The sequence below is a fragment of the Bacillus sp. SYZHCR11 genome, from assembly GCF_057196865.1.
Genome location: NZ_JBXUND010000003.1, coordinates 369,356 through 390,839, shown reverse-complemented (window position 1 = coordinate 390,839; position 21,484 = coordinate 369,356). Strand labels below are relative to the sequence as shown.

The 21,484-nt window shown below is 44.3% G+C and carries 25 protein-coding genes and 2 pseudogenes; 9 read left to right on the top strand and 18 right to left on the bottom strand.

Features of this window, described 5'->3' with window-relative positions; genetic code table 11:
• Window positions 1–13: 13 nt before the first annotated feature.
• Window positions 14–280: a 30S ribosomal protein S20 gene (rpsT, locus tag AC2CGA_RS13785; RefSeq protein WP_003152876.1), complete on the top strand. Its 267-nt coding sequence runs from the start codon at window positions 14–16 to the stop codon at window positions 278–280.
• A gap of 16 nt (window positions 281–296) precedes the next feature.
• Here the strand turns inward: rpsT and holA are convergent.
• A pseudogene (holA, locus tag AC2CGA_RS13780) lies at window positions 297–1,338 on the bottom strand (DNA polymerase III subunit delta).
• 39 nt (window positions 1,339–1,377) lie between these two features.
• Window positions 1,378–1,532: pseudogene (locus AC2CGA_RS13775) on the bottom strand (hypothetical protein).
• Between the two features lie 40 nt (window positions 1,533–1,572).
• On the opposite strand from AC2CGA_RS13775, the gene AC2CGA_RS13770 reads away from it, so the two are divergent.
• Entirely contained in the window at window positions 1,573–1,707 is a 135-nt protein-coding gene (locus AC2CGA_RS13770; protein ID WP_003152870.1) for a YqzM family protein, read from the top strand.
• A gap of 18 nt (window positions 1,708–1,725) precedes the next feature.
• On the opposite strand, the gene AC2CGA_RS13765 is transcribed toward AC2CGA_RS13770, so the two are convergent.
• From AC2CGA_RS13765 to AC2CGA_RS13755, 3 genes are all read right to left on the bottom strand, one after another.
• Window positions 1,726–4,077 (bottom strand): DNA internalization-related competence protein ComEC/Rec2, encoded by a 2,352-nt coding sequence (locus AC2CGA_RS13765; RefSeq protein WP_484480218.1) that lies wholly within the window; start codon window positions 4,075–4,077, stop codon window positions 1,726–1,728.
• A complete protein-coding gene (locus AC2CGA_RS13760; protein WP_003152868.1) occupies window positions 4,078–4,647 on the bottom strand; it encodes a ComE operon protein 2 in 570 nt (189 codons plus the stop codon). It lies immediately after the preceding gene.
• 66 nt (window positions 4,648–4,713) lie between these two features.
• Complete coding sequence (locus AC2CGA_RS13755; RefSeq protein ID WP_095318411.1) at window positions 4,714–5,328, bottom strand: helix-hairpin-helix domain-containing protein; 615 nt, start codon at window positions 5,326–5,328, stop codon at window positions 4,714–4,716.
• Between the two features lie 58 nt (window positions 5,329–5,386).
• Here AC2CGA_RS13755 and comER point away from each other — a divergent pair, with 58 nt between their 5' ends.
• Window positions 5,387–6,208 (top strand): late competence protein ComER, encoded by an 822-nt coding sequence (gene comER, locus AC2CGA_RS13750; protein WP_003152866.1) that lies wholly within the window; start codon window positions 5,387–5,389, stop codon window positions 6,206–6,208.
• A gap of 68 nt (window positions 6,209–6,276) precedes the next feature.
• Here comER and AC2CGA_RS13745 read toward each other — a convergent pair whose 3' ends face one another.
• Genes AC2CGA_RS13745 through AC2CGA_RS13710 form a run of 8 tightly spaced genes read right to left on the bottom strand, consistent with a single transcriptional unit; the run spans window position 6,277 to window position 11,282 of the window.
• Window positions 6,277–7,014 (bottom strand): class I SAM-dependent DNA methyltransferase, encoded by a 738-nt coding sequence (locus tag AC2CGA_RS13745; protein WP_014305450.1) that lies wholly within the window; start codon window positions 7,012–7,014, stop codon window positions 6,277–6,279.
• Entirely contained in the window at window positions 7,011–7,367 is a 357-nt protein-coding gene (gene rsfS, locus AC2CGA_RS13740) for a ribosome silencing factor (protein WP_003152864.1), read from the bottom strand. Before rsfS ends, AC2CGA_RS13745 begins: the two co-directional genes overlap by 4 nt.
• Window positions 7,364–7,945, bottom strand: a complete 582-nt coding sequence (gene yqeK / locus AC2CGA_RS13735; protein WP_014305452.1) for a bis(5'-nucleosyl)-tetraphosphatase (symmetrical) YqeK — start codon at window positions 7,943–7,945, stop codon at window positions 7,364–7,366. The genes rsfS and yqeK overlap by 4 nt, the downstream gene beginning before the upstream one ends.
• Window positions 7,935–8,504, bottom strand: a complete 570-nt coding sequence (locus AC2CGA_RS13730) for a nicotinate-nucleotide adenylyltransferase (RefSeq protein ID WP_003152860.1) — start codon at window positions 8,502–8,504, stop codon at window positions 7,935–7,937. The genes yqeK and AC2CGA_RS13730 overlap by 11 nt, the downstream gene beginning before the upstream one ends.
• A 10-nt stretch (window positions 8,505–8,514) precedes the next feature.
• The gene (gene yhbY, locus AC2CGA_RS13725) at window positions 8,515–8,805 is read right to left on the bottom strand and encodes a ribosome assembly RNA-binding protein YhbY (protein ID WP_139885324.1); all 291 of its coding nucleotides are present in this window, start codon (window positions 8,803–8,805) and stop codon (window positions 8,515–8,517) included.
• Window positions 8,799–9,641: a shikimate dehydrogenase gene (gene aroE / locus AC2CGA_RS13720; protein ID WP_025852995.1), complete on the bottom strand. Its 843-nt coding sequence runs from the start codon at window positions 9,639–9,641 to the stop codon at window positions 8,799–8,801. The genes yhbY and aroE overlap by 7 nt, the downstream gene beginning before the upstream one ends.
• Window positions 9,642–9,660: 19 nt before the next feature.
• On the bottom strand, window positions 9,661–10,761 hold the full coding sequence (gene yqeH / locus AC2CGA_RS13715) for a ribosome biogenesis GTPase YqeH (protein WP_069448880.1): 1,101 nt from the start codon (window positions 10,759–10,761) through the stop codon (window positions 9,661–9,663).
• Between the two features lie 2 nt (window positions 10,762–10,763).
• On the bottom strand, window positions 10,764–11,282 hold the full coding sequence (locus AC2CGA_RS13710) for a YqeG family HAD IIIA-type phosphatase (RefSeq protein ID WP_003152852.1): 519 nt from the start codon (window positions 11,280–11,282) through the stop codon (window positions 10,764–10,766).
• 357 nt (window positions 11,283–11,639) lie between these two features.
• Between AC2CGA_RS13710 and sda the strand changes: the two genes are divergently transcribed.
• Window positions 11,640–11,780, top strand: coding sequence for a sporulation histidine kinase inhibitor Sda (sda, locus tag AC2CGA_RS13705; RefSeq protein WP_003152850.1), 141 nt, complete (start codon window positions 11,640–11,642; stop codon window positions 11,778–11,780).
• Window positions 11,781–11,911: 131 nt separating this feature from the next.
• On the opposite strand, the gene AC2CGA_RS13700 is transcribed toward sda, so the two are convergent.
• From AC2CGA_RS13700 to AC2CGA_RS13690, 3 genes are all read right to left on the bottom strand, one after another.
• Window positions 11,912–12,046 (bottom strand): hypothetical protein, encoded by a 135-nt coding sequence (locus tag AC2CGA_RS13700; protein WP_003152848.1) that lies wholly within the window; start codon window positions 12,044–12,046, stop codon window positions 11,912–11,914.
• A 74-nt stretch (window positions 12,047–12,120) separates the two neighbouring features.
• Window positions 12,121–12,852: an SGNH/GDSL hydrolase family protein gene (locus AC2CGA_RS13695; RefSeq protein WP_003152845.1), complete on the bottom strand. Its 732-nt coding sequence runs from the start codon at window positions 12,850–12,852 to the stop codon at window positions 12,121–12,123.
• A gap of 69 nt (window positions 12,853–12,921) precedes the next feature.
• Window positions 12,922–13,656 carry a polysaccharide deacetylase family protein gene (locus AC2CGA_RS13690; RefSeq protein ID WP_043867299.1) on the bottom strand — a complete coding sequence of 245 codons (735 nt, stop codon included), beginning with the start codon at window positions 13,654–13,656 and terminating at the stop codon, window positions 12,922–12,924.
• Between the two features lie 235 nt (window positions 13,657–13,891).
• Between AC2CGA_RS13690 and AC2CGA_RS13685 the strand changes: the two genes are divergently transcribed.
• Window positions 13,892–14,518 (top strand): TVP38/TMEM64 family protein, encoded by a 627-nt coding sequence (locus AC2CGA_RS13685; RefSeq protein WP_003152841.1) that lies wholly within the window; start codon window positions 13,892–13,894, stop codon window positions 14,516–14,518.
• A 279-nt stretch (window positions 14,519–14,797) separates the two neighbouring features.
• Here the strand turns inward: AC2CGA_RS13685 and AC2CGA_RS13680 are convergent, their stop codons facing one another.
• The gene (locus AC2CGA_RS13680) at window positions 14,798–16,054 is read right to left on the bottom strand and encodes an MFS transporter (RefSeq protein ID WP_043867300.1); all 1,257 of its coding nucleotides are present in this window, start codon (window positions 16,052–16,054) and stop codon (window positions 14,798–14,800) included.
• A 454-nt stretch (window positions 16,055–16,508) separates the two neighbouring features.
• Between AC2CGA_RS13680 and sigK the strand changes: the two genes are divergently transcribed.
• The 4 genes from sigK to AC2CGA_RS13660 all read left to right on the top strand — a co-directional run bounded on the left by sigK (window position 16,509) and on the right by AC2CGA_RS13660 (window position 20,509).
• Complete coding sequence (gene sigK, locus AC2CGA_RS13675) at window positions 16,509–17,234, top strand: RNA polymerase sporulation sigma factor SigK (protein WP_020956104.1); 726 nt, start codon at window positions 16,509–16,511, stop codon at window positions 17,232–17,234.
• Between the two features lie 369 nt (window positions 17,235–17,603).
• A complete protein-coding gene (locus AC2CGA_RS13670) occupies window positions 17,604–18,446 on the top strand; it encodes a sialate O-acetylesterase (RefSeq protein WP_024085631.1) in 843 nt (280 codons plus the stop codon).
• Window positions 18,443–18,970, top strand: a complete 528-nt coding sequence (locus tag AC2CGA_RS13665) for a PadR family transcriptional regulator (protein WP_484480217.1) — start codon at window positions 18,443–18,445, stop codon at window positions 18,968–18,970. Before AC2CGA_RS13670 ends, AC2CGA_RS13665 begins: the two co-directional genes overlap by 4 nt.
• A gap of 657 nt (window positions 18,971–19,627) precedes the next feature.
• Window positions 19,628–20,509, top strand: a complete 882-nt coding sequence (locus tag AC2CGA_RS13660; protein WP_196616042.1) for an AraC family transcriptional regulator — start codon at window positions 19,628–19,630, stop codon at window positions 20,507–20,509.
• Between the two features lie 437 nt (window positions 20,510–20,946).
• Here the strand turns inward: AC2CGA_RS13660 and AC2CGA_RS13655 are convergent, their stop codons facing one another.
• Complete coding sequence (locus AC2CGA_RS13655; RefSeq protein ID WP_013352982.1) at window positions 20,947–21,483, bottom strand: ATP-binding protein; 537 nt, start codon at window positions 21,481–21,483, stop codon at window positions 20,947–20,949.
• Between the last annotated feature and the right edge of the window lies 1 nt (window position 21,484).

Genomic DNA, 21,484 nt, shown 5'->3' with positions numbered 1-21,484 from the left:
GGAGGTGAAACACATGCCAAACATTAAATCAGCGATTAAACGTACAAAAACAAACAACGAACGCCGCGCTCATAACGCGACAATCAAATCTGCTATGCGTACTGCAATCAAACAAGTTGAAGCTTCTGTTGCTAACAATGAAGCGGATAAAGCGAAAACTGCTCTTTCTGAAGCAGCGAAACGCATTGATAAAGCAGTGAAAACAGGTCTTGTACACAAAAATGCCGCAGCTCGATACAAATCTAGACTTGCGAAACAAGTGAACGGACTTTCTGCATAATACAAAAACGATCCCTTTAACGGGGATCGTTTTTTTCATTCAGTCCGGAGAAGCTCAAGGAGAAAGAGCTCCAGCAAGAGCTGCTTGTCCTTTTTCCCCGTTTTCATTTCATAATCCATTACTGCGAGCCTTTCTATAATACGCCGCAGCTCTTCTTCAGAAAATAGCCTCGCCTGATCCATCGCCAGCTTTACCCGGAAGGGGTGCACCTTTAAGTTGGAAGCGATTTGCTTTTGGCCGTATCCTTGTCCCGCAAAATACTTTGTCTGCATAATCAGACGGAATTGGTTGGCGATCAGCGCCATAATTTTGATCGGTTCTTCGTTTTGTTTTAAAAGATCATAAAATATTTGAAGACTTTCCGTCCGTTTTCGGTTCACGATTTTGTTGATCAGCTCAAAAATATTCTGCTCCAAACTTCTTGCGACAAGCTCCCGGACATCTTCAAGCGTGATCTCATGTCTGTCACCGGTGTAGGCGGAGAGTTTTTGTATTTCCTGATATATGGAAGACAGATGGCCGTTTGCAAGCAGAACCAAATGCTCGGCAGCTTCTGTATCCATCGTTTTATTTTCGGATTTCGCCAGATTAATCGTAAAATCAGTCGTCTCCTTTGCATTCAGCTCCTTAGCTTCAATCATAAGGGCTTTTTGCTTCAGCGCTTTCGTCAGCTTTTTCCGTTCGTCCAGCTTTTCATACGGAGCCACAATCACAAAGACCGTATAAGGCGCAGGCTCCTTCAGGTAAGTCTCCAAAGCGCTTGTATTATGCTCTATTTTTTCTTTCTTTTTTTCCCCTGTTAAAAAAGACGGATTTTTTACGATAACCAGCCGCTTCTCTCCCATAAACGGAAACGTTTCCGCATCGGTTATGGCCTGGTCAAGCGGATCCTCTTCAAGATCAAAAACAGACAGGTTAAAATCTTTAGTCTCCTCATCAACGACAGCTTGTCTGATCCGGCTGACAGTCTCTTGGAGCAGATACGTTTCTTTTCCGTATAAGCAATAAACGGAGCGGACATCCCCTTTTTTCAGGGCTTTCCAAACATCAAATACCATGATCGTATGACTTCCTCTCTTTCTTGATCCCCTTCTATCCTAAATTGAGTTCGGCAAATAGTAAAGAGGAAGCTTTAAAAAGGACAGCTTCCTCATTTATAATAAACGCCTGATTCACAAGCTCCCGGGTCTGCTTGTAAAAAGGCGATAATCACAAGAACAGAAAACGTTACCATCACTTCTAGATTTTTCAAAACAATTCCAGTATACTTAGGGAAGTCAGGAGGGATGAAATTGAATGATTTTGAAAAAAACGTTCAAAGCAAACGAAATGATGCTGTTGACTCAGCTGTCGGTTTTGTCGTGTCCTTCGGATTTTTCGCCTTTTTGTTCGTGATGGCAACAGCCATCCATCTTATCGGCTCTTAGCCGCATTCCGGGCTGCTGTCAATCGGCAGTCTTTTTTACTTCTTGCGCCCTGGTTTCTTCTATATCATATGGAGGGAAGACGGAAAACGTTCCGGCGCCTTTTTCAAATCTGTATTGAATCGTTCCGCTGATATCGGTGCGAAGCACATTGACAGAGTACGCCTTCAAACGATCCAGCACTTCTTCGTGCGGATGATGGTATCGATTCTCTTTTCCTGCTGAAATCAGCGCTGCTTCCGGCTGAAGCTGTTTCAAAAAGGCTTCACTCGTTGAGCTTTTGCTGCCGTGATGACCCGCCTTCAATATATCAGCCTTCAGTTTCGGATACGTTTTCAGCACTTCTGTTTCGCCGTCCGATTCTAAATCTCCCGTCAAAAGCCAGCTCACTCCGCCTAAAACCGTCCAAAGCACCAGTGACGAATCATTTTTACTCTTTCCGTCAGACGACTCCGGAGACAGCACCTGAAACTGAAGATCACCGGCTGTAATGGTGTCGCCCCGCTTTGCTTCGGCAACGGGAATGTTGTTTTCTTTCGCCATATTTAATATGTTCTGATCCTTCGGTTCTTTTACGAATCCCACGGGGACAATTAACCGTTTGACTCTATGATTTTTGATTAACACTCCGGCTTCCCCGATGTGATCCTGATCCGCATGGGTTAAAATCAGCGCATCCAGCTTTTTCACCCCTTTTCCGTTTAAAAACGGAATCAAAACCTTCTCGCCGATAGAATACGGGTGGCGTTTTTCTTTCCATGATTCTCCGGGATAAGCAATCACTCCCCCTGTATCAACCATTACGGTCCCTTTGCGGTGCGGCGCGCTTATAAACAGCGAGTCTCCCTGCCCGATATCAAGCATATCCGCTTCTCCCCATGGGCTGAAATACGGACGGCATATTAAATAAGCCAAAACCGCGCAGAAAAAAAGAGCCGATTTCCTGAATTTTAAAAAACCTCCCTTTTCTAAAGCCGCAAAAAGCGTAAAAACGGAAACCGCAAGCAGAAGAAGGGAAAGAAAGTCAGGCTTTAACACAATCATAGTAAATAAATCAACGGATGCCGCATATGTAATGAAATCATGCACAGGCTTCATCACAAGGTCAAACATATTAAACAAACATTCTCCCATCTGCCTTGAAAGTAAAAGAAGAAGGAAACCGATGACAGAAACCGGAATGACAAATAACGTATAAAATGGCACCATCACCATATTCATCGGAAAACTGGCAAGTGAAATTTGCTGAAAATGATAGAGAAGAAACGGAAGTGAGCTGAGCTCTGCGATGAATGAGGCCATCGCAAGCCCGGCAAGTCTGCTTTTCCCTGCTTTCTTTAAAATGGAGGATGACAGAATTAAAGAGGCGCTTACCGCAAAGGAAAGCTGGAAGCCCGCCTGCCAAAGGAGGTAAGGATTAAACAGCAGGAGCAGCAGATAAGACAGAGACAATGCAGCAGAGGAATGAATGCCGCGTTTAACAAGAGTTCCGGCGATATAAACTCCCAGCATGAGGGATGCGCGCAATACGGATGGGGCGGCACCGCTCAGCAGCGTATAGACCGGCAAAAACAGCAGCAGCAACATCCCCGCCTTTTCTCTTGTCAGCCCGATTCTGATCAGAGCATAAAATAGTCCCGCCGTAATAAGACCGACATGCATTCCGGAAATCGCCATTAAATGAATGACTCCCAAATTTTGATATGCACTCAGTATATCGTCTTCTATAGAAAATCTTTCACCTAAGGTCAGCGCTTCAACAATTCCGGCGGAAGATTCAGGCACGTGATTCCGAATGATCGAAATCAAATTTTTTCTGATGCTCAGCAGTTTAAACAGCGGCTGTTTGGATTTTTCACACTGCTGAATGGAAGTCACGGTAAATAACCAGTGAATCTGCTGAGAGTAAAGATATTCCTTATAATCAAAACCCCCGGGAATCGTCGCATGTGCAGGCTGTTCCAGAGAGCCTGTAAACGTGCAGCGCATCCCCGGTTCAAGCTGTTCAATGCGTCTCTTTTCTTCAAGAGACCGGATTTTGTACGAAGCCGCCCATTTTTCCTTGTCATGTGTACGGATAACGGCTGACATTTTCGCTCCGTCAACCTTCGGAATATTAGTGATGACGGCCTGTTCAGTATAACTGCCGGCCTGATACCGCGTTACATTCGCAGCGTCACAAACCGTATAAAGAAAGAAATAAACACAAAAAGAAACGAGGCAGACAACAACCGGAGCAGGCTGCTTTGTTTTTATCATAATAAAGAGAAGATACAGAAGAAAAAGGAGCAGAACCCAGAAGACATGAGCGGCGGCAATTCCCGCAGTTGCAGAAACCGCCGCCAGAGGCAGAAGAAGGTATTTATATTTCATTTATACGTAACTGGTAAACAGCTCATTGGCCTGTTCATGAATTTTTTTCAGTTCATCTGCCTTAACTCCCGCATCAGATAATTGCTGAATCAGACCTGCGACAAAAGACAATTTTTCGCGGTTTTTCAGATCGATGATCATTTCATCAAGTTCGACCTGCTCCACCTTGACTCCGGCTTGGCTGAACAGCTCTTTTGCATAAGGCTGTGTTTTGTAATCTTCGGCATAATAGACCGTTTTGATGCCTGCCTGGATAATTGATTTGCAGCATTGAATACAAGGATAATGCGTCACATAAATTTCCGCGCCCTCCGTCGGAACACCGAACTTAGAACATTGCAGAATCGCATTCATCTCTGCATGTATGGTCCTCTGGCAATGATTATCTATTAAAAGGCATCCTTCATCAGCGCAATGGACGCCGCCGGCGATTGAGCCGTTGTATCCGCCGGCAATCATCCGCTTATCTCTGACTACGGTTGCCCCGACTGACAGTCTCGGACATGTGCTTCTCAGCGCCAGCAAATGGCTTTGCGCCATAAAATATTGATTCCATGAGATTCGTTCCACAAGTGTTCCCTCCAAAAAGTCTTGTTGCTTTTCTAAGTTTACATAGATTTAAGCAGAACCGTCAATTCACTTTACCGTAATGGAAGTTTTTATCCGCTCAAATGACTTTTCTCCAAAGCCTGATACCTTCATCAAATCTTCAGCAGTCTGAAACCTTCCGTTTTCTTCTCGGTAGGCGATAATGGCTTCCGCTTTTTTCTGCCCCACCCCGGAAATCGCCTGAAGTTCGTCCAGAGATGCCGTATTGATATTGACAGCTGCATTCTCCTTTTCACCAACTGCTGTTTTCGGATGATTCTCCTCTTCGCCTTCACTCGGAATATAAACAATCGTCCCGTCCTGCAGCTGCTCTGCTAAATTAACATTCAATTCATCCGCCTTTTTCTTCAGGCCGCCGGCTTTTTCAATGGCTTGCGTCACTCTGTCTCCCGCTTTCATTTCATACACGCCGGGATTTCGGACCGCTCCTTTCACATCAATCATAATCTTATCGTCTGCGGTGTCTTTTTTGTCCGCGACGGATGCGGAGGCTGTTTGACCGAGCACGGACTGCTGTTTGACCGGCTCTTCCTTTTCAGAACGAAACAGCCAAATACAGATAAAAACCGCCCCTGCCGCAAGACAAGCGCCCAGAATTTTCAGGTTCCGCCGCATCCGCTCCGTCATCATCGCTTTCGTCATATTGCATTGCCTCCCCGCATAAGGTTTAGAGGATTAAGGGAAAAAGGAGGGGAATTCATTGAAAATAGGCTTTATCGGCACCGGAAACATGGGAACGATCCTGATTGAATCGTTTATCGAATCAAACGCTGCCGATCCCTCACATATCACCATCACAAACAGAACAATCGAAAAAGCATTAAAACTAAAAGAACGTTTCAGCGGCATCCACGTCACCGAGGATCAGGAAAAGCTCGTACAGAATAATGAAATCATATTCATTTGTGTAAAACCGCTGGATATATATCCTTTGCTGAAAAAACTCACACCGCATTTACGGAAAGATCACATTTTAATCTCCATTACCAGCCCCGTTCAGACGGATCAGATTGAACATACGGTTCCGTGTCAGACGGCCCGCGTCATTCCGAGCATTACGAACCGCGCCTTGGCCGGCGTCTCGCTTGTTACGTTCGGCAAAAGCTGCAGCGAGTCTGCAAAAGCGGATATTCAAACGCTGTTCACTCATATTTCAAAACCTGTGGAAATCAGCAGCGGCATTACAAGAGCGGCGTCAGACATTGTCAGCTGCGGGCCCGCTTTTATGAGTTATCTCGTTCAGCGCTTTATTGACGCGGCAGTGGAAGAAACGGACATCACCAAAGAAGAAGCCGTGATTATGTCGACAGAAATGCTTGTCGGTCTCGGAAAGCTTCTTGAAACGGGGCATTACACGCTTCCCGCCTTGCAGGAAAAAGTATGCGTAAAAGGCGGCGTCACCGGAGAAGGACTGAAGGCTCTCGAAAGCGGTGTTCAGGATATGTTCAATCGTGTCTTTCAGCGTACACATGACAAATACGATGAAGATATATCGTTAGTGAAGAAGCAATTTCACGTGTAACTGAGTATGCCATAAAGAGCTTTATCGCGCCAATCGCAAAAAATGCATTTTAAAAACCATCGTTCCGTTTAAACGATGGTTTTTGGTTTGCCTGCCGTAAAGAAAAGACGTTCAGACTCTGTTGAAGGAGGCCGGTCTGTAAAATCAGCCGTCACTTTCTTCAATTCAAATCCGGTCTCTGCAAGCATTTGTTTATATTCTTCAATGTAAAATGTTTTTTGCTCATGCGTCTCGTCATAGCGGTCATAAGATTGTCCGTTCCATACGAAAAAGGACATATCATGGATGACAGAAAGCTCTTCATCGCCGGCAAAGCTTTGCCAGATATAGCTGATCTGCTCATCCTGATCCGCATGGGTGCTGTCCGGAAAAAGCTCCGTCATTTTATACGGGGAATGGACGTCAAACAGAAGCAGGCCGCCCTCCTTCAAAACTTGAAAAACACTTTTGAAGGTGCTTAAGACATCATTTTTCGTTTTTAAGTAATTTAGGGAATCACAGCAGATGACTACGGCATCAAACTGTTCTTCAAAACCGGAAAGCTCTCTCATATCCTGCTGGAGAAAAAGAATCGGCTTTCCTGTTTTTTTCTGCTGGGCACAGCTCAGCATATCTTCACTCAAATCAATCCCCGTGACTTCGCAGCCCTTTTCAGCAAGCCTGATGGATATTTCTCCGGTTCCGCAGGCAAGATCAAGCACCCTTCCCTTTTCCGGAAGAGACGCTTCGATCCAGCCCGCCCATTCATCATACGGCGCATGGGACATTAACTCGTCATATACACCGGCGAAGCCTTGGTAAATCATGAGTTTAAGCCGAGTTCAAGCTCTGCGAGCGGCGCGTCGCCCCATAGCTTTTCAAGATTATAGTAGCTTCTTTCATCTTTATGGAAAACGTGGACAATGACGTCGCCGAGATCAACTAAAACCCAGCGGGCCTCATCAAACCCTTCCATCTTTTTGACATCAATGCCGTTTTCTTCTGCCTGATCTTTAATTTCGCGCGCAATGGCCTGAACCTGTTTATCAGAATTCCCGTGGCAGATTAAAAAGTAATCCGCTACAAGTGAGATTCCTTCCATGTCCAGCGCTAAAATATCTTCTGCACGTTTATCGTCGCATGCTTTTGCCGCGATTTTTAATACGGAAGCTTGATTCATTTTCCATATTCCTCCTGTCGTTTTTGAGACACCAGCCAGTTATAGGTTGCAAACGTCTCCGGAAAGACCGGCTGGTTTTTTTTCATCAGAAATATCATTGTATTTTTCATCGCTTGTATGAGCGCTTCGTTCAGATCTGTTTCCGCCAGACGGCGCACCTCTTCCACTCCGGGAAACTGGCGGCCGGGTTCAATGTAATCCGCAACGTAGATGACTTTGTCTAAAAGGGTCATTCCGGGACGCCCTGACGTGTGATAGCGGATTGCATCTAAGATCTCGGGATCAGTGATCCCCGCTTCTTTCTCAGCCAAATACGCTCCCACAGGGGCATGCCACAGCTCGGCATTGTAATCCAAGAGCTCAGCCGGCATTTTTTCCCGCACGATGATCTGCTTCATTTCTTCTTTCGGCCGGAATTTCGCATAATCATGAAAAATAGCCGCCATTTCCGCTTTTTTCGGATCTGCTCCGAATCGGCCTGCGAGAATAACCGCCGTATCTGTCACGCCGATTGTGTGGATGTAGCGATGCTCGGTCAGCTGTTCTTTGACGCAGGCAAGTGCTTCCTCACGATTCATATAAATCATTCTCCTCTATATACTGCCTCACTTTATCCGGCATTAAGTATTGCGTCGGCTTTTTTGCTTTGAGACGTTCTCTAAGCATCGTTGACGAAACGTCAAATTCCGGAACGTCGGCAAAAAGCAGAGGGTACGGGGTCTCGATATGATACCCCGGGCGCCGCACTCCGATAAATTGAATGAGCGTGAGCAGTTCGTCCAGTTTGTACCATTTCGGCAGATATTCAATCATATCCGCCCCGATAATAAAGAAAAGCTTGTCGTTCGGGTGCCGCTCCTTCAGTAAACGGACGGTATCATAGGTATAAGAAGGGCCTTTACGGTCCATTTCCGCAAGCTCAAGCTTAAAGAAGGAATTAGAGCTGATGGCAAGCTTCAGCATCTCCACCCGGTGCCGGCTGTCTGTAAAGTCTTCATTCTGCTTATGCGGCGGGATTTTATTGGGCATAAACCAAATCTCATCGAGCTCCGCCTGATGAAGGACTTCATTAGCCATCAGAAGATGTCCGTTGTGCGGAGGGTCAAATGTGCCCCCGAATATTCCGATTTTCTTCATGTCAACCACCTTACGGAAGCTCGATTTGTTTATTTTCCTTTGATTCCTTATACAATACGATCGTATTTCCGATCGTCTGCACCAATTGTGAGCGGCTGCCTTTCACAAGCGCTTCTGCGACATCGTTTTTATCGTCTTCGCAGTTTTGAAGCACGCTGACTTTAATCAGCTCTCTTGCTTCTAAAGCCTCTGCAATCTGTTTCACCATGTTTTCGTTGACTCTGCCTTTTCCCACTTGAAAAATAGGCGTTAAATGATGCGCTTTTGAACGCAAAAACCGTTTTTGTTTTCCTGTTAACATTGTGTTCCTCCTAGTTTTCCTTCAACAATTGCTCTCATTAAGCCGCTGTCAGGCTCTTGTTCCGTCCACAGCTTGAAAGACAGTGCAGCCTGTTCCACAAACATGCCGACACCGTCAAGGGTTGTTAAACCTCTTTTTTCAGCTTCTTTTAAGAACGCCGTTTGAATCGGGTTGTATACGATATCACAAACGATGGCGCCCGTTTTGGCCCGTTCCAACGAGAGCGGCACGGCATCCGTTTTCGGATACATGCCGACAGATGTTGTATGAATAATGACGTCATATTGTTCAAGCTGATTTTCAGCTTCTTTTAAAGTAAGGGCGCGTTTCTGCTGAAAAGAGGGAGCAGCCGCAATCAGACTTTCCGCTTTTTCCGGCGTGCGGTTGCAAACGTCAAATTGTTTCGGCTCTCTGCGGACGATTGTCGTAAAAATCGCTCTTGCCGCCCCTCCTGCCCCAATCATGAGGATGGAGAGCTCTGATATCGGTTTGTCCAATACTTTGACTAAGGATTTATAAAACCCATCTCCGTCAGTATTATACCCGATGAGCCTGTCTCCCTCTCTTTTGACGGTATTTACGGCCCCGAGTACTTTCGCGCTTTCATGTATTTCATCCAGATGCTCCATGATCGCGACTTTATGCGGGACTGTGACGTTCACTCCGCAGATGCCAAGCGCCTTGATTCCGTTAACGGCGTCCTTGAGATAATGAGGTTCCACCTGAAACGCAAAATACTGCCCGTTGATGTTCTTATCTTGCAAAGCCGCGTTATGAATATCGGGTGACATTGAATGCCCGATCGGATTTCCGATTACTCCGTACAATTGTTTCATGCTCCCTCTCCCCTTCTCTCTATATTAATGAACGGCGGACAAATACGTGTACGCCTTTCGGAGCGTATGCCGTTATTTTTTTATCTGCTTGCTGCACCGTGACCCAGCCAAGTCCGGAAAAAACGATATCCGTCTTTCCTTCTTTAATCGTAAACGTGTGGGCCGTAAGCTCCGGAAATTCATCCAAATGATCTTTTCCGGGCGGGGTAAGCAGTTCTCCCGCATGCTTGTCGTATAAGGCATCAGCATTTTCAAGCTTTGTTCTGTGAATCATCAATTCATTCGGCATATAGCATACAAACGCCGTTTTATCGCCTGATACATAGTCAAACCGGGCAAGCCCGCCGAAATAAAGCGTTTGTTTTTCATTCAGCTGAAAAGTGCGCGGCTTCAGTTCTTTTTTCGGTGTCAGCACCTTTAAGTCACGCTTGTCCACGTAATGCGCCATCTGGTGATGGTTAATGATTCCCGGCGTATCATAAAGCGCAGATCCGTCATCAAGCGGGATTTCAATCGCATCAAGCGTCGTGCCCGGAAATTGAGAGGTGGTAATAATATTCTCTTCCCCTGAGACCTCTTTAATAATCCGGTTGATAAATGTGGATTTGCCGACATTGGTACACCCCACCACATACACATCCCGCCCTTCGCGGTAATGTTCAATGGCGTCAATGACTTCCTTCATCCCTTGTCCGCGGGAAGCGCTGATTAAAAAGACATCAAGGGGTTTTAAGCCGTATTCTTTCGCTTCGCGTTTCATCCATTGGACGAGCCGTTCCCGCTTTACGGATTTCGGCAGGATATCGGCCTTATTACCGACAAGAATGATCGGATTACCGCCGACAAAGCGGTTCAGCCCATTTATCCAGCTTCCGTTAAAATCAAAAATATCAACGACTTTGACAATTAGAGAGTCAGTATCGCCGATTGTGTGCAAGATATTTAAAAAGTCATCATCCGTTAATGAAACATCTTGAATTTCATTGTAATTTTTCAGTCTGAAGCAGCGCTGACAAATGACATTCTCCTTCATGAGCGATGCCTTTGGCGCGTATCCGAGACCTTGTTTATCCTCGGTCTGGATCGTTACTCCGCAGCCGATGCAAACAACCTTTTCCATTCCTAATCCTCCCACTGAATATGGCCTTTACGTTTCAAAGAACTCAATATTCTCCGTTCAATCCGGCGGTTAAAGCGCGTCATGACTCCGTCAGAGGAAGCGACAGGCACGACAAGGATCGTATGATACCCGTTTCTGTTTCCGCCGAGAACATCAGTAAGCAGCTGATCGCCGATGACCACACAGTCTTCTTTTTTCAGCTCCATGCTGCTGACGGCTCTTTTAAAGGCGCGCCCCATCGGTTTTCTTGCCTTATAAATAAACGGTATGCCAAGCGGCTCCGAGAATAATTTCACTCTTCGTTCATTATTATTGGAGACGATCGTGACTTTAATGCCGTGCTCCTTCATTTCTTCAAACCACTCGATTAATCGAGGTGTCGCACTCGGTCTGTCCCACTCCACAAGCGTGTTGTCAAGGTCTGTAATAATCCCTTTCACATTGCGTTCCTTGAGCTTTTCCGGTGTGATATGAAATATATTTTTCACAAATTCGTCAGGTAAAAAAAACTTTTTTAACAAAACCCGCACCCTTCCTTTTCTTTCTATCATCTATATGTCGAAACCTGTCAGATTTAAAAACAAAGTCGGACTCAGTAAAAAAATTTCGACAAAAATTGGGTTTCTTCACCAGTTGTGGATAAAATTACACACATTATCCACTCTTATTACATCCGGATTTATCCAGATTATAAACAAGATACTAACAAGTTATCCACTTACGAGTGTGGATAACAGAACGATTGTTCTTATTTGTATTTCATGGTAGATTAAAGATAACCTCACCATGATTGAAACGCAACCTTCCATCATATGCTTGCGTCTGATGATTGATTACAATTGTAAGGAGGTGCCACTCCCATTAATTGGGTCCCCGGCATGAGAAAGCTTTCTGATGAATTACTAATAGAATCTTATTTCAAAGCCAATGAAATGAATTTGAGCCGTGAATTTATCGAGTTAATTGAAAACGAAATCAAAAGAAGATCGCTCGGACACATTATTTCCGTTTCTTCTTAAACAGAAAAAATTCCCGGGCGAATTTCCTTTTTTTACTCAGATGACTGATATTATATCACTTCGGTTATGCGCATTACTACCACTTTCAATAAAAAACACCCCTAAAATAGAGGTGTTTAAGAGGACGGCTGCTATATATTGAACCAATACAGACCGCCCAGAACGAGAATGACGACGAGCAGCACAACAAAAAATGCGTACCAGTACCCCGCATTCACCCGAGGAGGCGGGCATACAGGATATTGCGGAGGGAAACCGCGGTTCATAGCAATCGCCTCCAAAAGATGTTTTTTCTACAGCCTATGAAGCAGAAGCAAAACGGTTTAGGCAGCTGACGGCGTCAGCGTTCCAAAACCCGCCCATTTTTTATGCCTTCAATTAAGATTCTGGCGCCTTTTGGCGTCATATGATTTCCGGAGGGATCTATCAGTCCGGATTGGATCAGCGCCCGGTCTGTATCTTTGCCGCCGTCCGCGCGTATAAAGTGTTTCCAGTTATCCACCAGCGGCACTTTCAACTCAGCTGCAACCTGCCTCGTAACGCCGTTATAGGAATTATGCCATGTTCTCGCGCCGCCTTTTTCTTTAAAGGCTGAGGCTTTATATCTCGAATAGTAATAGAGATGATGCGTTCCGTTTCCTTCTATAACCGGGATGCACGTCATTAAAATCGGCTTTATGCCGTGATTTCTGCTTTCGTTTATGAAATAAGTCAGGTTTTCTTTAAACCGTTTCTTTGATACTCGCGGCTGATCTCCCGTCAAAATGCCCGCATCATTTGTTCCGAACATGATAAATAAATATTGGGGCTTACGCTCCAGCACGTCGCTTTGAAAGCGCAGGCGCGCATCCTCAGTCGTCTGGCCGCCTATTCCCGCATTTATAACCGTAAGACGGCCGCGTTCCGCTGTTTTTAAAATGTTTACCCACTGCTGCGCCTTCGGATAATCACGATAATCCCAGTTGGAACCGCGCGTATTGCTGTCGCCGAACGCGACAACACTTTTCTCTTTGCCCGCAGCGCATCCTGATAACAGACAGGTTATCGTAATAAAAAGAACAGCAAACTTCATTTTCTCTCCCCCCAAACCTTACCTCCTATGGTACACATCTCTTTGGCGGCTTTCAACGCGGCGCTCTCTTTACTGGATATGAAAAGGACCGGAATCCTGTCCGATCAAATCCGAAACCTTAACAAACGTGTAGCCCTGCTTTTTCAGCTGGGGAATGATTTCTTTCAAAGCCTCAACCGTCTGGCGCCGGTTTCCTCCGCCGTCATGCAGAAGAACGATATCTCCATCTCTGGCATGTGAAACAACGTGCCTGACGATTTTTCCTTTTCCGGGCCTTTTCCAGTCTCTCGGATCTTGGTTCCATGACCACATGATGATATGATAGCCCTCTTTTAAGAGGCTTTTGAAAGCCGTATGATTCAGCGACCCTCCCGGCGGGCGGAATAACTTGTCCCCTTCCGGCTGCAGCGATCTGATATGATGCGCGGAGCTGTGAAGCTCTTGTAAAATGTCTCTGCGTTTTAAACGGTGAAAATAAACATGGTTCATCGTATGGTTGCCGATTTCATGCCCTTCTTCAACGATGCGTTTTGCCGTTACGGGGTATTTGTCTATACGGCTCCCGATACAAAAAAAGGTTGCTTTAACATTGTGCTGTTTCAGCACGTCTAACACAGCCTCCGTATAGACAGGATGGGGGCCGTCATCGAAGGTTAAAGATAGCTTCTTTTTTTCAGACCTTATATCCCAGTACACGTTTCCCGTCTTCTCCATGTCACTTCTTTTTAAAGATTTCGCATCGGCGGACACGGCAGTGAGACCCGTGAGGACGCATATCATGATGATCAGATGAAAGCATCTCAACGTTTACACCTCCAGTAAACACTACTGTTAACGTGTCCCCTTTTGTATAAAATCATTCTCTGCATCAAATGATGCACATCACCCGCTTCCCGCCTGTTTTTGTCCAAACCCGGCTGCCAGTCGTTTCTCATCAAACGGCAAATGCTGATAAACAAGTACGCTTATCGGACAGCTTATTTTAATAGAAGGAGATAGATTTGTGCTGTATACTAATTGAAAAGAGGTGAACGTACAGATGATAAAAAAGGGATTCAGTCTTGCCGTCATCATTGCTGTCGTGATGATCGGCTTTATGCAAAAAGACGTCTGGCTCAGCATGATTCGCGCGGGCGGCATGTACGCCGTGCTTATGAGTATCCTTCTGGTCGCAGCTGACGTATTTTTTCCGATCGTTCCATTCGCCATTATCGCGGCCTTAAACGGAGCGGTTTTCGGGATTGTAAACGGAGTGTGGATTACATTGTCAGGCGCAATGCTCGGAACAATGGCATTGTTTTTTCTCGTCCGGTACGGATTCAGAGACTGGGCCAGAAAAAAACTGGTGGCTTACCCGGCCGCGGCTCAATATGAAGGTTCATTTCATCAGCACGCGTTTACGGCGGTGCTTTTCGGGCGGCTCATTCCGATTATACCGTCGCTTGCCATGAATACCGTCTGCGGGCTGAGTAACATACGATGGCCGATCTTTTTTTCTGCGTCGGTGCTCGGCAAAATTCCGAACATTGTGATCGTGACCGTCGCAGGCGCTTCATTTACAAGCAACAAACTGCTGTCTTTCGGGATTTACGGAATGTATATGCTCGTCTTAATGGCGGTCATTTATAAGAAGTTTCCCGGCCTTTTAAAAACAACGAAAAAATGAAGCGCGTACCGCTCCCTATTCCGGCGGTACGGCTCCTCTCATTCTGAGAACTTTTCCGTTTAATTCTAAATTGATGCAGCTTCGTTCCGCGTTCTCTTTGCTGCTCAGTAAAGGTGCACATAACCGATTTTTTGGCTGCGGTAAAAGTTGATGGAAGCTTCAAGCTGTCCGATCGGCTGCCCGTTATGAAGAAGCAGCTTAAAATTGTCGGGTGAGCATTAGATTTGGGATGACAGCCACCTGAGATACTCATCCTCACGAAATGAAACGGCCGTCTCTTTATGTTTCTTTAAATTGATCCGCTTGAAACACATCGGGAGTCCTCCTTTTTGAGGCCGCAAATAAGAACGAGCATAAAACGGCTGCCAACGCCAGCATAACAGCAGCCCCTGCGATGGCGATGACGCGGACGGAAGAACTGACAGCCGTCGCTCCGAAAACCGCCGTTACCAATATAATGAAGACGGCTTCGACTAATGAATAAAAGCTCCCCACTCTCCCCATGATGTCCACCGGAACATTCTTTTGATAAAACGTCAGAAAGCCTGTATTGGCAAACGCCAGAAAAAAAGCGAGAAGGAAAAATCCGAAAGCAGCCGTCCAAAAAACGTCAGAAAACGCATAAATCATATATCCGGCCGCTGTGAATAAAGAGCCCATTCCCATCAATAAAGAAGCCGGCATTTTTTTATTTAAGATTACATTGACAAGCGCCCCCGCAATAATGCCTGCCCCTGAGACACTGACGAGAAAACCGTAATCGGCATCAGTCAGCTGAAGAACTTCTTTTGAAAAAGCGGCTTCAAGCGAATCAAGCGCGGATGGCATAACGGTCATGACCAGACTGAATAAAAAATAAATGATCATGACGTTTCGCGCCGTTCGGCTGAAGCGATAGACGAGCTTCCAGTCTTCTTTGCACACTGCCAAAGAAAGCTTCTGTCTGGGAGAATGTACGTGAGGCTCATTTTCAAGGCTCGGCAGCATCATCGTGATGAAACCGGACAGCACTAAAGCCCCCGCATTCACCCAAATCGCAAAAATCGGCGTGCCGGCGATAAAAAGCAGCCCGGCCGCAGCCGGCCCGAGGAGAAAAGCCCCTGATTCCGACAAAGCCCTTAGTGAATTGAATCGTTTTCTCCTTTCAGCCGGAATAAGCATCGTCACATACGCCATGGAACACGGACGAAACATCGCATTGGCCATTTGAATCAAAAACACGATACAATAAATGAAAAATAAAGACCTTACAGTAAACATCAGCGGCAGAACGGCAATGAATGCAGCCCGGATGAAATCAAGCGACATCATCATATTCCGTTTGTTACACCTGTCGATGATGCTGCCCGCCCACCCATTTGTCATCAAAACAGCCGCAGGCCTGATTAAATAAAGGATGGAAACCGCAAAAGCAGACCCCGTTTCTTTTAAAACAATAAGATTAAGAGACAAAAAATAAATCCATTCACCAATATTTGCTATCCCGATTCCGGTTAACAGAAGCATCGGGTACCGCCAAGACTTCAGGTTTTTCATCTTATCCCTCCCTTAGAAATAAAAAACGCCCTCAAGACAATAAAGTCTTGAGGACGGGAAACAGCCCGCTATGCCACCTCAATTCGGTTTGGTGCCGGCCTTGCCGGGTACAAAGCTTACTCGGTAACAGGAGTATCCGCCGCATCATCCTCGTTTTTCATGATTCCGATGCGAAGCTAAGAGGTTTGTTTCAACACATCCATTCATACTCCTTCACAGCTCCTGGAGCTCTCTGTCATGAATGATATCTGTCTACTCGTCTCTTCAGCGCTTTTCGTTATATTCTTTTCACCCTTACTTTTTTTAACAATATACAGGCTCAATCAGCAAAAATCAAGAGGCTGTAAGAAATAAAACCTGCCTTTGATTAATTTCCCTGTACAGACACAAACAGCGTGACTGCCACATACAGTTACATATAGGCTTTTGCCTACATAACTTTGTGGAGGTGAGGATGGTGACAGGTGTTTTTGCAGCGCTCGGGTTTATTGTGAAAGAACTCGTGTTTTTAGTATCATACGTGAAAAATAATGCCTTTCCACAACCGCTCTCAAATAGTGAGGAGAAAAAATACTTAGACCTTATGGCTGAAGGCGATGAACATGCCCGCAACATGCTGATCGAACACAATCTCCGTTTAGTCGCCCATATTGTGAAAAAATTCGAAAATACGGGAGAGGACGCAGAAGATCTGATCTCCATCGGTACAATCGGGCTGATCAAAGGAATTGAAAGCTATTCAGCCGGAAAAGGCACGAAGCTTGCCACATATGCCGCACGATGTATTGAAAATGAGATTTTAATGCATCTGCGCGCATTGAAAAAAACGAAAAAAGACGTCTCCCTTCATGATCCGATCGGCCAGGATAAAGAAGGGAATGAAATAAGCCTGATCGATGTCCTCAAGTCGGAAAGCGAAGATGTGATCGACACCATTCAGCTCAACATGGAACTTGAAAAGGTCAAAAAATATATCGATATTTTAGACGACCGCGAAAAAGAAGTCATCGTCGGCCGCTTCGGGCTTGATTTAAAAAAAGAAAAAACGCAGCGCGAGATCGCAAAGGAGCTCGGCATTTCAAGGAGTTATGTGTCGCGGATTGAAAAACGCGCATTGATGAAGATGTTTCATGAGTTTTACCGGGCGGAAAAGGAGAAGCGGAAGAAGAAGGGAAAGTGAGCGAAAAGCCGGATCTGACACTCCGGCTTTTTCTGCATTTTAGGACATTCCTCTTCAAGTATAACTTCAGGATTTAAAAGTAAAACATAACAAATGAATAGAATTGGTACAATCGTTAACCTTTTTAATGATTTTGAACCTCATAGGAACCCTTACATGACAGGATTTTTGTTGTTTTTCATTGTTTATCAAGATCTAAAGCAAAAGAACTTGCTATTTCTCAAATACATCCACCAAATTTTCAATGTTAGTTTGCTTTTCATACATACTACTAATAAAAGTAAGACCTTATTAGAACTTTACAAGACAAGCTGAATTGACTATAGTCTAATTAGACTAAAATATTGATGTAAAGAAGTGAAAAATTAAATGATAAAGTCTTTTTTAATGTTGGGGCAGTCGAATATGGCGGGCCGTGGATTTTTGAATGAAGTAGACCCTATCTATAATGAAAAAATAAAAATGCTGCGCAATGGACAGTGGCAGATGATGACAGAGCCGATTAATTACGACCGTCCGGTTTCCGGCGTTGGCTTGGCGGCATCTTTTGCAGATGCTTGGTCGAAAGCTCATCCCGATGAAGAAATTGGCTTGATCCCTTGTGCGGAAGGCGGCAGTTCATTGAATGACTGGCATCCGGAAGGCATCCTTTTTCAGCATGCTTTGTCCGAAGCCCGCTTCGCCCTCCGTTCCAGTCAAATTTGCGGAATCCTTTGGCACCAAGGTGAGAGTGACAGTTATCGTTCGCTGCATGAAACTTATTACGAGAAATTAACTCTTATCATTGAGACGCTAAGAAACGAGTTGAAACTTGATGATGTACCGTTGATTATTGGAGGGCTTGGTGACTTTCTTGGGAAGACCGGTTTTGGACAGCACGCGTCTGAATTTCGACAGGTTAATGAACAATTGCTGCGTTTTGCTAATGAACAACAGAATTGTTATTTTGTTACTGCGGCAGGTTTGACTGCGAATCCTGATGGCATTCATTTAGACGCAGCTTCACAACGCAAATTCGGTTACCGCTATTTCGAGGCTTTTTCGAAAAAGCACCATATCCTGAAACCCATTTCGGGAGAGGAGCAATCACTGAAAGTGAAGGGTGACTATTCTAAAACAGAACAGATTTACCTTCATAGTATGGATTTGGCTTCGGGTAAAATCACGTACGCGGAATTTGAGGCGCGGATGGCGAAGGTGATGAAACCATGATTCCCTTACTTATCCTTGGCTTGCTCATCCAAAACCCCGGAGCTCACGGCTATGAACTTCTGGCCTTAATGGAAAGACGTCATTACAAATACATTGTTAACTTTACGAAAGGTTCATTTTATTACAATCTGCAGCAACTTGAAGAAAAGTGTTTGATTGAACAGATTCAGCAGAAACCCTCAACCAGCGGGCGTGAAATCCGTAACTTTAACGTCACAGATTCGGGAAGGGCAGAATTTGAAAAATTAATGATCAAATACGGCACCAAATCGGAATATGTGAACCTGCAATTTTATGGGGCGTTACTCTTTGCCGATGAAATCGACAAAAATAAATTACTGGATCTGATCCAATCACAAATTGATCAGACTAAAACTCGAATCGAGCTCCTTGATGAATACCTGTCCATCACTCAAGAAATTCCCGGCACAATCAATTACTTTCGCCGTATGAATGAAAATTCCCGTTCACATCACTTGGTTAATTTAGAGTGGTTCGAAAAATTGAAAGCAGAAATAGAGTGAACTATTGCATAATAAAAAAATGCAATGTGGAATATATAAGAATATTTTAGCTAAATATAAAACCTGTGTCGCAGATATCTAGTAACATTATTGATACAGGTTTTATACCCCTTCTTTAATTAAACCAGCTAATAGGGTTGTCAACACTTGCCCCCCAACAAGAGCAAGTGAATCTGCTGCGCGTTCTTCTTTTTCAATCCGTATGAATAACCACTTTTCACCACCTATTCAGTATCAAGTAAGTCAACTGATTTTTCTCCTTCTTCCGCTAAACTGCTGCTTTAGTCGAATAAAAAAAGTGATCTCCCTTAAGGAAGAATCACTTCCTCTAATTGAACAAGCAGTGAAGATGAACATCGTTCTCGACATCAACTAAAATTTTTTAACTGCCTCCGCGTATGCAGCTTTCAATTGATTGATAGTAAACCCCTCCCGCAAGAAAACTCCGTCTTTTTCTATTTTCTTTTCAATATAAAACAATGATAACTTTCTTTCATCTTATGAAACCCAACCAGTTATTAGATGTTTTCTTTATCTGTACAAATACAGGTGAGTAACTTAATTTATTACATATAAGTTATCCTGCAAAACTGTGCACGAAATGTCGGGCAGATACATTTCGCTCCTGTTATTCTTTTGTTAAAGGAGGTCAAATAAATGGATTCGCTTAAAAGGATGAACAGCGCATTAACGTATATTGAAGAAAACCTCACGAACGCTATTGATTTCAAAGAAGCAGCAAGGCTTGCTTTCTGCTCTGAATATCATTTTAAAAGGATGTTTTCCTTCCTTACAGGTATTTCATTATCGGAATATATTCGCCGCAGACGTCTTACTCTTGCAGCTTTTGAACTTAAAGACAGAAGCGTAAAGGTGATTGATCTTGCAATAAAATACGGTTATCACTCACCAGATTCTTTTGCACGAGCATTTCAAAATCTGCATGGCATAAACCCATCAGAAGCTAAACATAATGGCCATTCACTTAAAGCTTATCCGCGAATGACCTTCCAGTTATCAATCAAAGGAGGAAATGAAATGAACTATCGCATTGAAGAAAAAGAGGCATTTCGCATCGTCGGCATTAAAAAAAGAGTCCCTATTTTGTTCAAAGGCGTGAATCCTGACATTGCATCGATGTGGGAAAGTTTAGATGAAGCAGCAATCAAACAACTAAAAGAGCTTTCTAATACAGCGCCTGCAGGGCTCATCAGTGCATCCACGAACTTTTCTGAAGGCCGGACAGAGGAAAACGGAGAGCTTGATCACTATATTGGCGCAGCCACAACGAAACATTGCCCAAATCACCTATCACAGCTTGAAGTCCCTGCCTCAACATGGGCTGTATTCGAAGCAGCCGGATCATTTCCGGATGCACTGCAGGAAGTATGGGGGCGGATTTATTCCGAATGGTTTCCATCGTCACATTATGAACAAATTGAAGGCCCAGAAATCCTGTGGAACGAGCATAAGGATGTAACATCGCCATCTTTTAAAAGTGAAATTTGGATACCCATTTCAAAAAAGGAATATATCTGACAATGAAATTAGAGGAATTAAAGGTTTTAAGGAAGGGGTCTTATCCCTTCCTCTTATGTCACTAACCCGATCTGCGGCAATATTGATGCCGCTAATCTTTGAATTGAGTTTTTTAATGAGCAGAGCCGTTCTTACTGAAAATATAAATTGAGGTGTATTGCGTTTTGATGATCTGCTTCTCACTTCTTATTTTCCGCCTTAACGTCCGATCATTTCTGCAATTCTTCCCCAAAGTCTGACGTTGATGATTGACCGCCAAGTCTCCCGTTTTGATTCCTGCCTTCACGGTTTCCCGAAGTGAGTTCTCTATTAATTCCGCTGCTTCTTTCCGGAAATAAATCACTTCACAACAGACAAACTGAAGGCGGTATAAAAAAACAGCTCCGTTAAAATGGCCGGAACTGTCTTTCAATTTGCAGTTATCTCCATCCGTTAGTTTAATTAGAATTCAGATAATCCAAGACACGATCAACTCTTTCATTGACTGAGTAATCTCCTTCAATTTTTAACAATGGACAAGATAAATCCGCCATCCAATGTTCGTGTAAAGCTTTGCTTCTAACTTCCATTCCGGCATGATCATATAAAGAAGCCCACTCTAAAAATGTTTTTGATTGTTCATATTTACTGCCGCCGGCTAACACTTCGTTTCCATAACGCTGAAATTCCCTATGCCTTAATCTCTCAAGCCGTATATCCTGCGGAATCCATAAGAAGATGACAAGGTCAAAATAACTTTTTAGATCATCGCCCCAGCGGCACACTGCGCCAGAAAGAATCCATTTCTCATTTATTGTCAAGTCTTTTTCAAGCAACTTTCTTCTTTCAGGGATTTCTCTTTTTTTAGTGAATTTATCTGTCCAATAGTAATCATCAGTATCAAGATGCGTATGCGGCAAATGCTTTGATAATGCAACACCCAATGTTGACGTTCCGACACCAGAGGCTCCCAATATGTGAATCTTATTTTTCATA

Bases quoted from the DNA above. Each gene is read 5' to 3' on its own strand.
- rpsT (WP_003152876.1), top strand. From the start codon at position 14: ATGCCAAACATTAAATCAGCGATTAAACGTACAAAAACAAACAACGAA.
- AC2CGA_RS13765 (WP_484480218.1), bottom strand. From the start codon at position 4,077: ATGAAATATAAATACCTTCTTCTGCCTCTGGCGGCGGTTTCTGCAACT.
- AC2CGA_RS13755 (WP_095318411.1), bottom strand. From the start codon at position 5,328: ATGACGAAAGCGATGATGACGGAGCGGATGCGGCGGAACCTGAAAATT.
- AC2CGA_RS13745 (WP_014305450.1), bottom strand. From the start codon at position 7,014: ATGATTTACCAAGGCTTCGCCGGTGTATATGACGAGTTAATGTCCCAT.
- rsfS (WP_003152864.1), bottom strand. From the start codon at position 7,367: ATGAATCAAGCTTCCGTATTAAAAATCGCGGCAAAAGCATGCGACGAT.
- yqeK (WP_014305452.1), bottom strand. From the start codon at position 7,945: ATGAATCGTGAGGAAGCACTTGCCTGCGTCAAAGAACAGCTGACCGAG.
- AC2CGA_RS13730 (WP_003152860.1), bottom strand. From the start codon at position 8,504: ATGAAGAAAATCGGAATATTCGGGGGCACATTTGACCCTCCGCACAAC.
- yhbY (WP_139885324.1), bottom strand. From the start codon at position 8,805: ATGTTAACAGGAAAACAAAAACGGTTTTTGCGTTCAAAAGCGCATCAT.
- aroE (WP_025852995.1), bottom strand. From the start codon at position 9,641: ATGAAACAATTGTACGGAGTAATCGGAAATCCGATCGGGCATTCAATG.
- yqeH (WP_069448880.1), bottom strand. From the start codon at position 10,761: ATGGAAAAGGTTGTTTGCATCGGCTGCGGAGTAACGATCCAGACCGAG.
- sda (WP_003152850.1), top strand. From the start codon at position 11,640: ATGAGAAAGCTTTCTGATGAATTACTAATAGAATCTTATTTCAAAGCC.
- AC2CGA_RS13700 (WP_003152848.1), bottom strand. From the start codon at position 12,046: ATGAACCGCGGTTTCCCTCCGCAATATCCTGTATGCCCGCCTCCTCGG.
- AC2CGA_RS13695 (WP_003152845.1), bottom strand. From the start codon at position 12,852: ATGAAGTTTGCTGTTCTTTTTATTACGATAACCTGTCTGTTATCAGGA.
- AC2CGA_RS13685 (WP_003152841.1), top strand. From the start codon at position 13,892: ATGATAAAAAAGGGATTCAGTCTTGCCGTCATCATTGCTGTCGTGATG.
- AC2CGA_RS13680 (WP_043867300.1), bottom strand. From the start codon at position 16,054: ATGAAAAACCTGAAGTCTTGGCGGTACCCGATGCTTCTGTTAACCGGA.
- sigK (WP_020956104.1), top strand. From the start codon at position 16,509: ATGGTGACAGGTGTTTTTGCAGCGCTCGGGTTTATTGTGAAAGAACTC.
- AC2CGA_RS13670 (WP_024085631.1), top strand. From the start codon at position 17,604: ATGATAAAGTCTTTTTTAATGTTGGGGCAGTCGAATATGGCGGGCCGT.
- AC2CGA_RS13665 (WP_484480217.1), top strand. From the start codon at position 18,443: ATGATTCCCTTACTTATCCTTGGCTTGCTCATCCAAAACCCCGGAGCT.
- AC2CGA_RS13660 (WP_196616042.1), top strand. From the start codon at position 19,628: ATGGATTCGCTTAAAAGGATGAACAGCGCATTAACGTATATTGAAGAA.
- AC2CGA_RS13655 (WP_013352982.1), bottom strand. From the start codon at position 21,483: ATGAAAAATAAGATTCACATATTGGGAGCCTCTGGTGTCGGAACGTCA.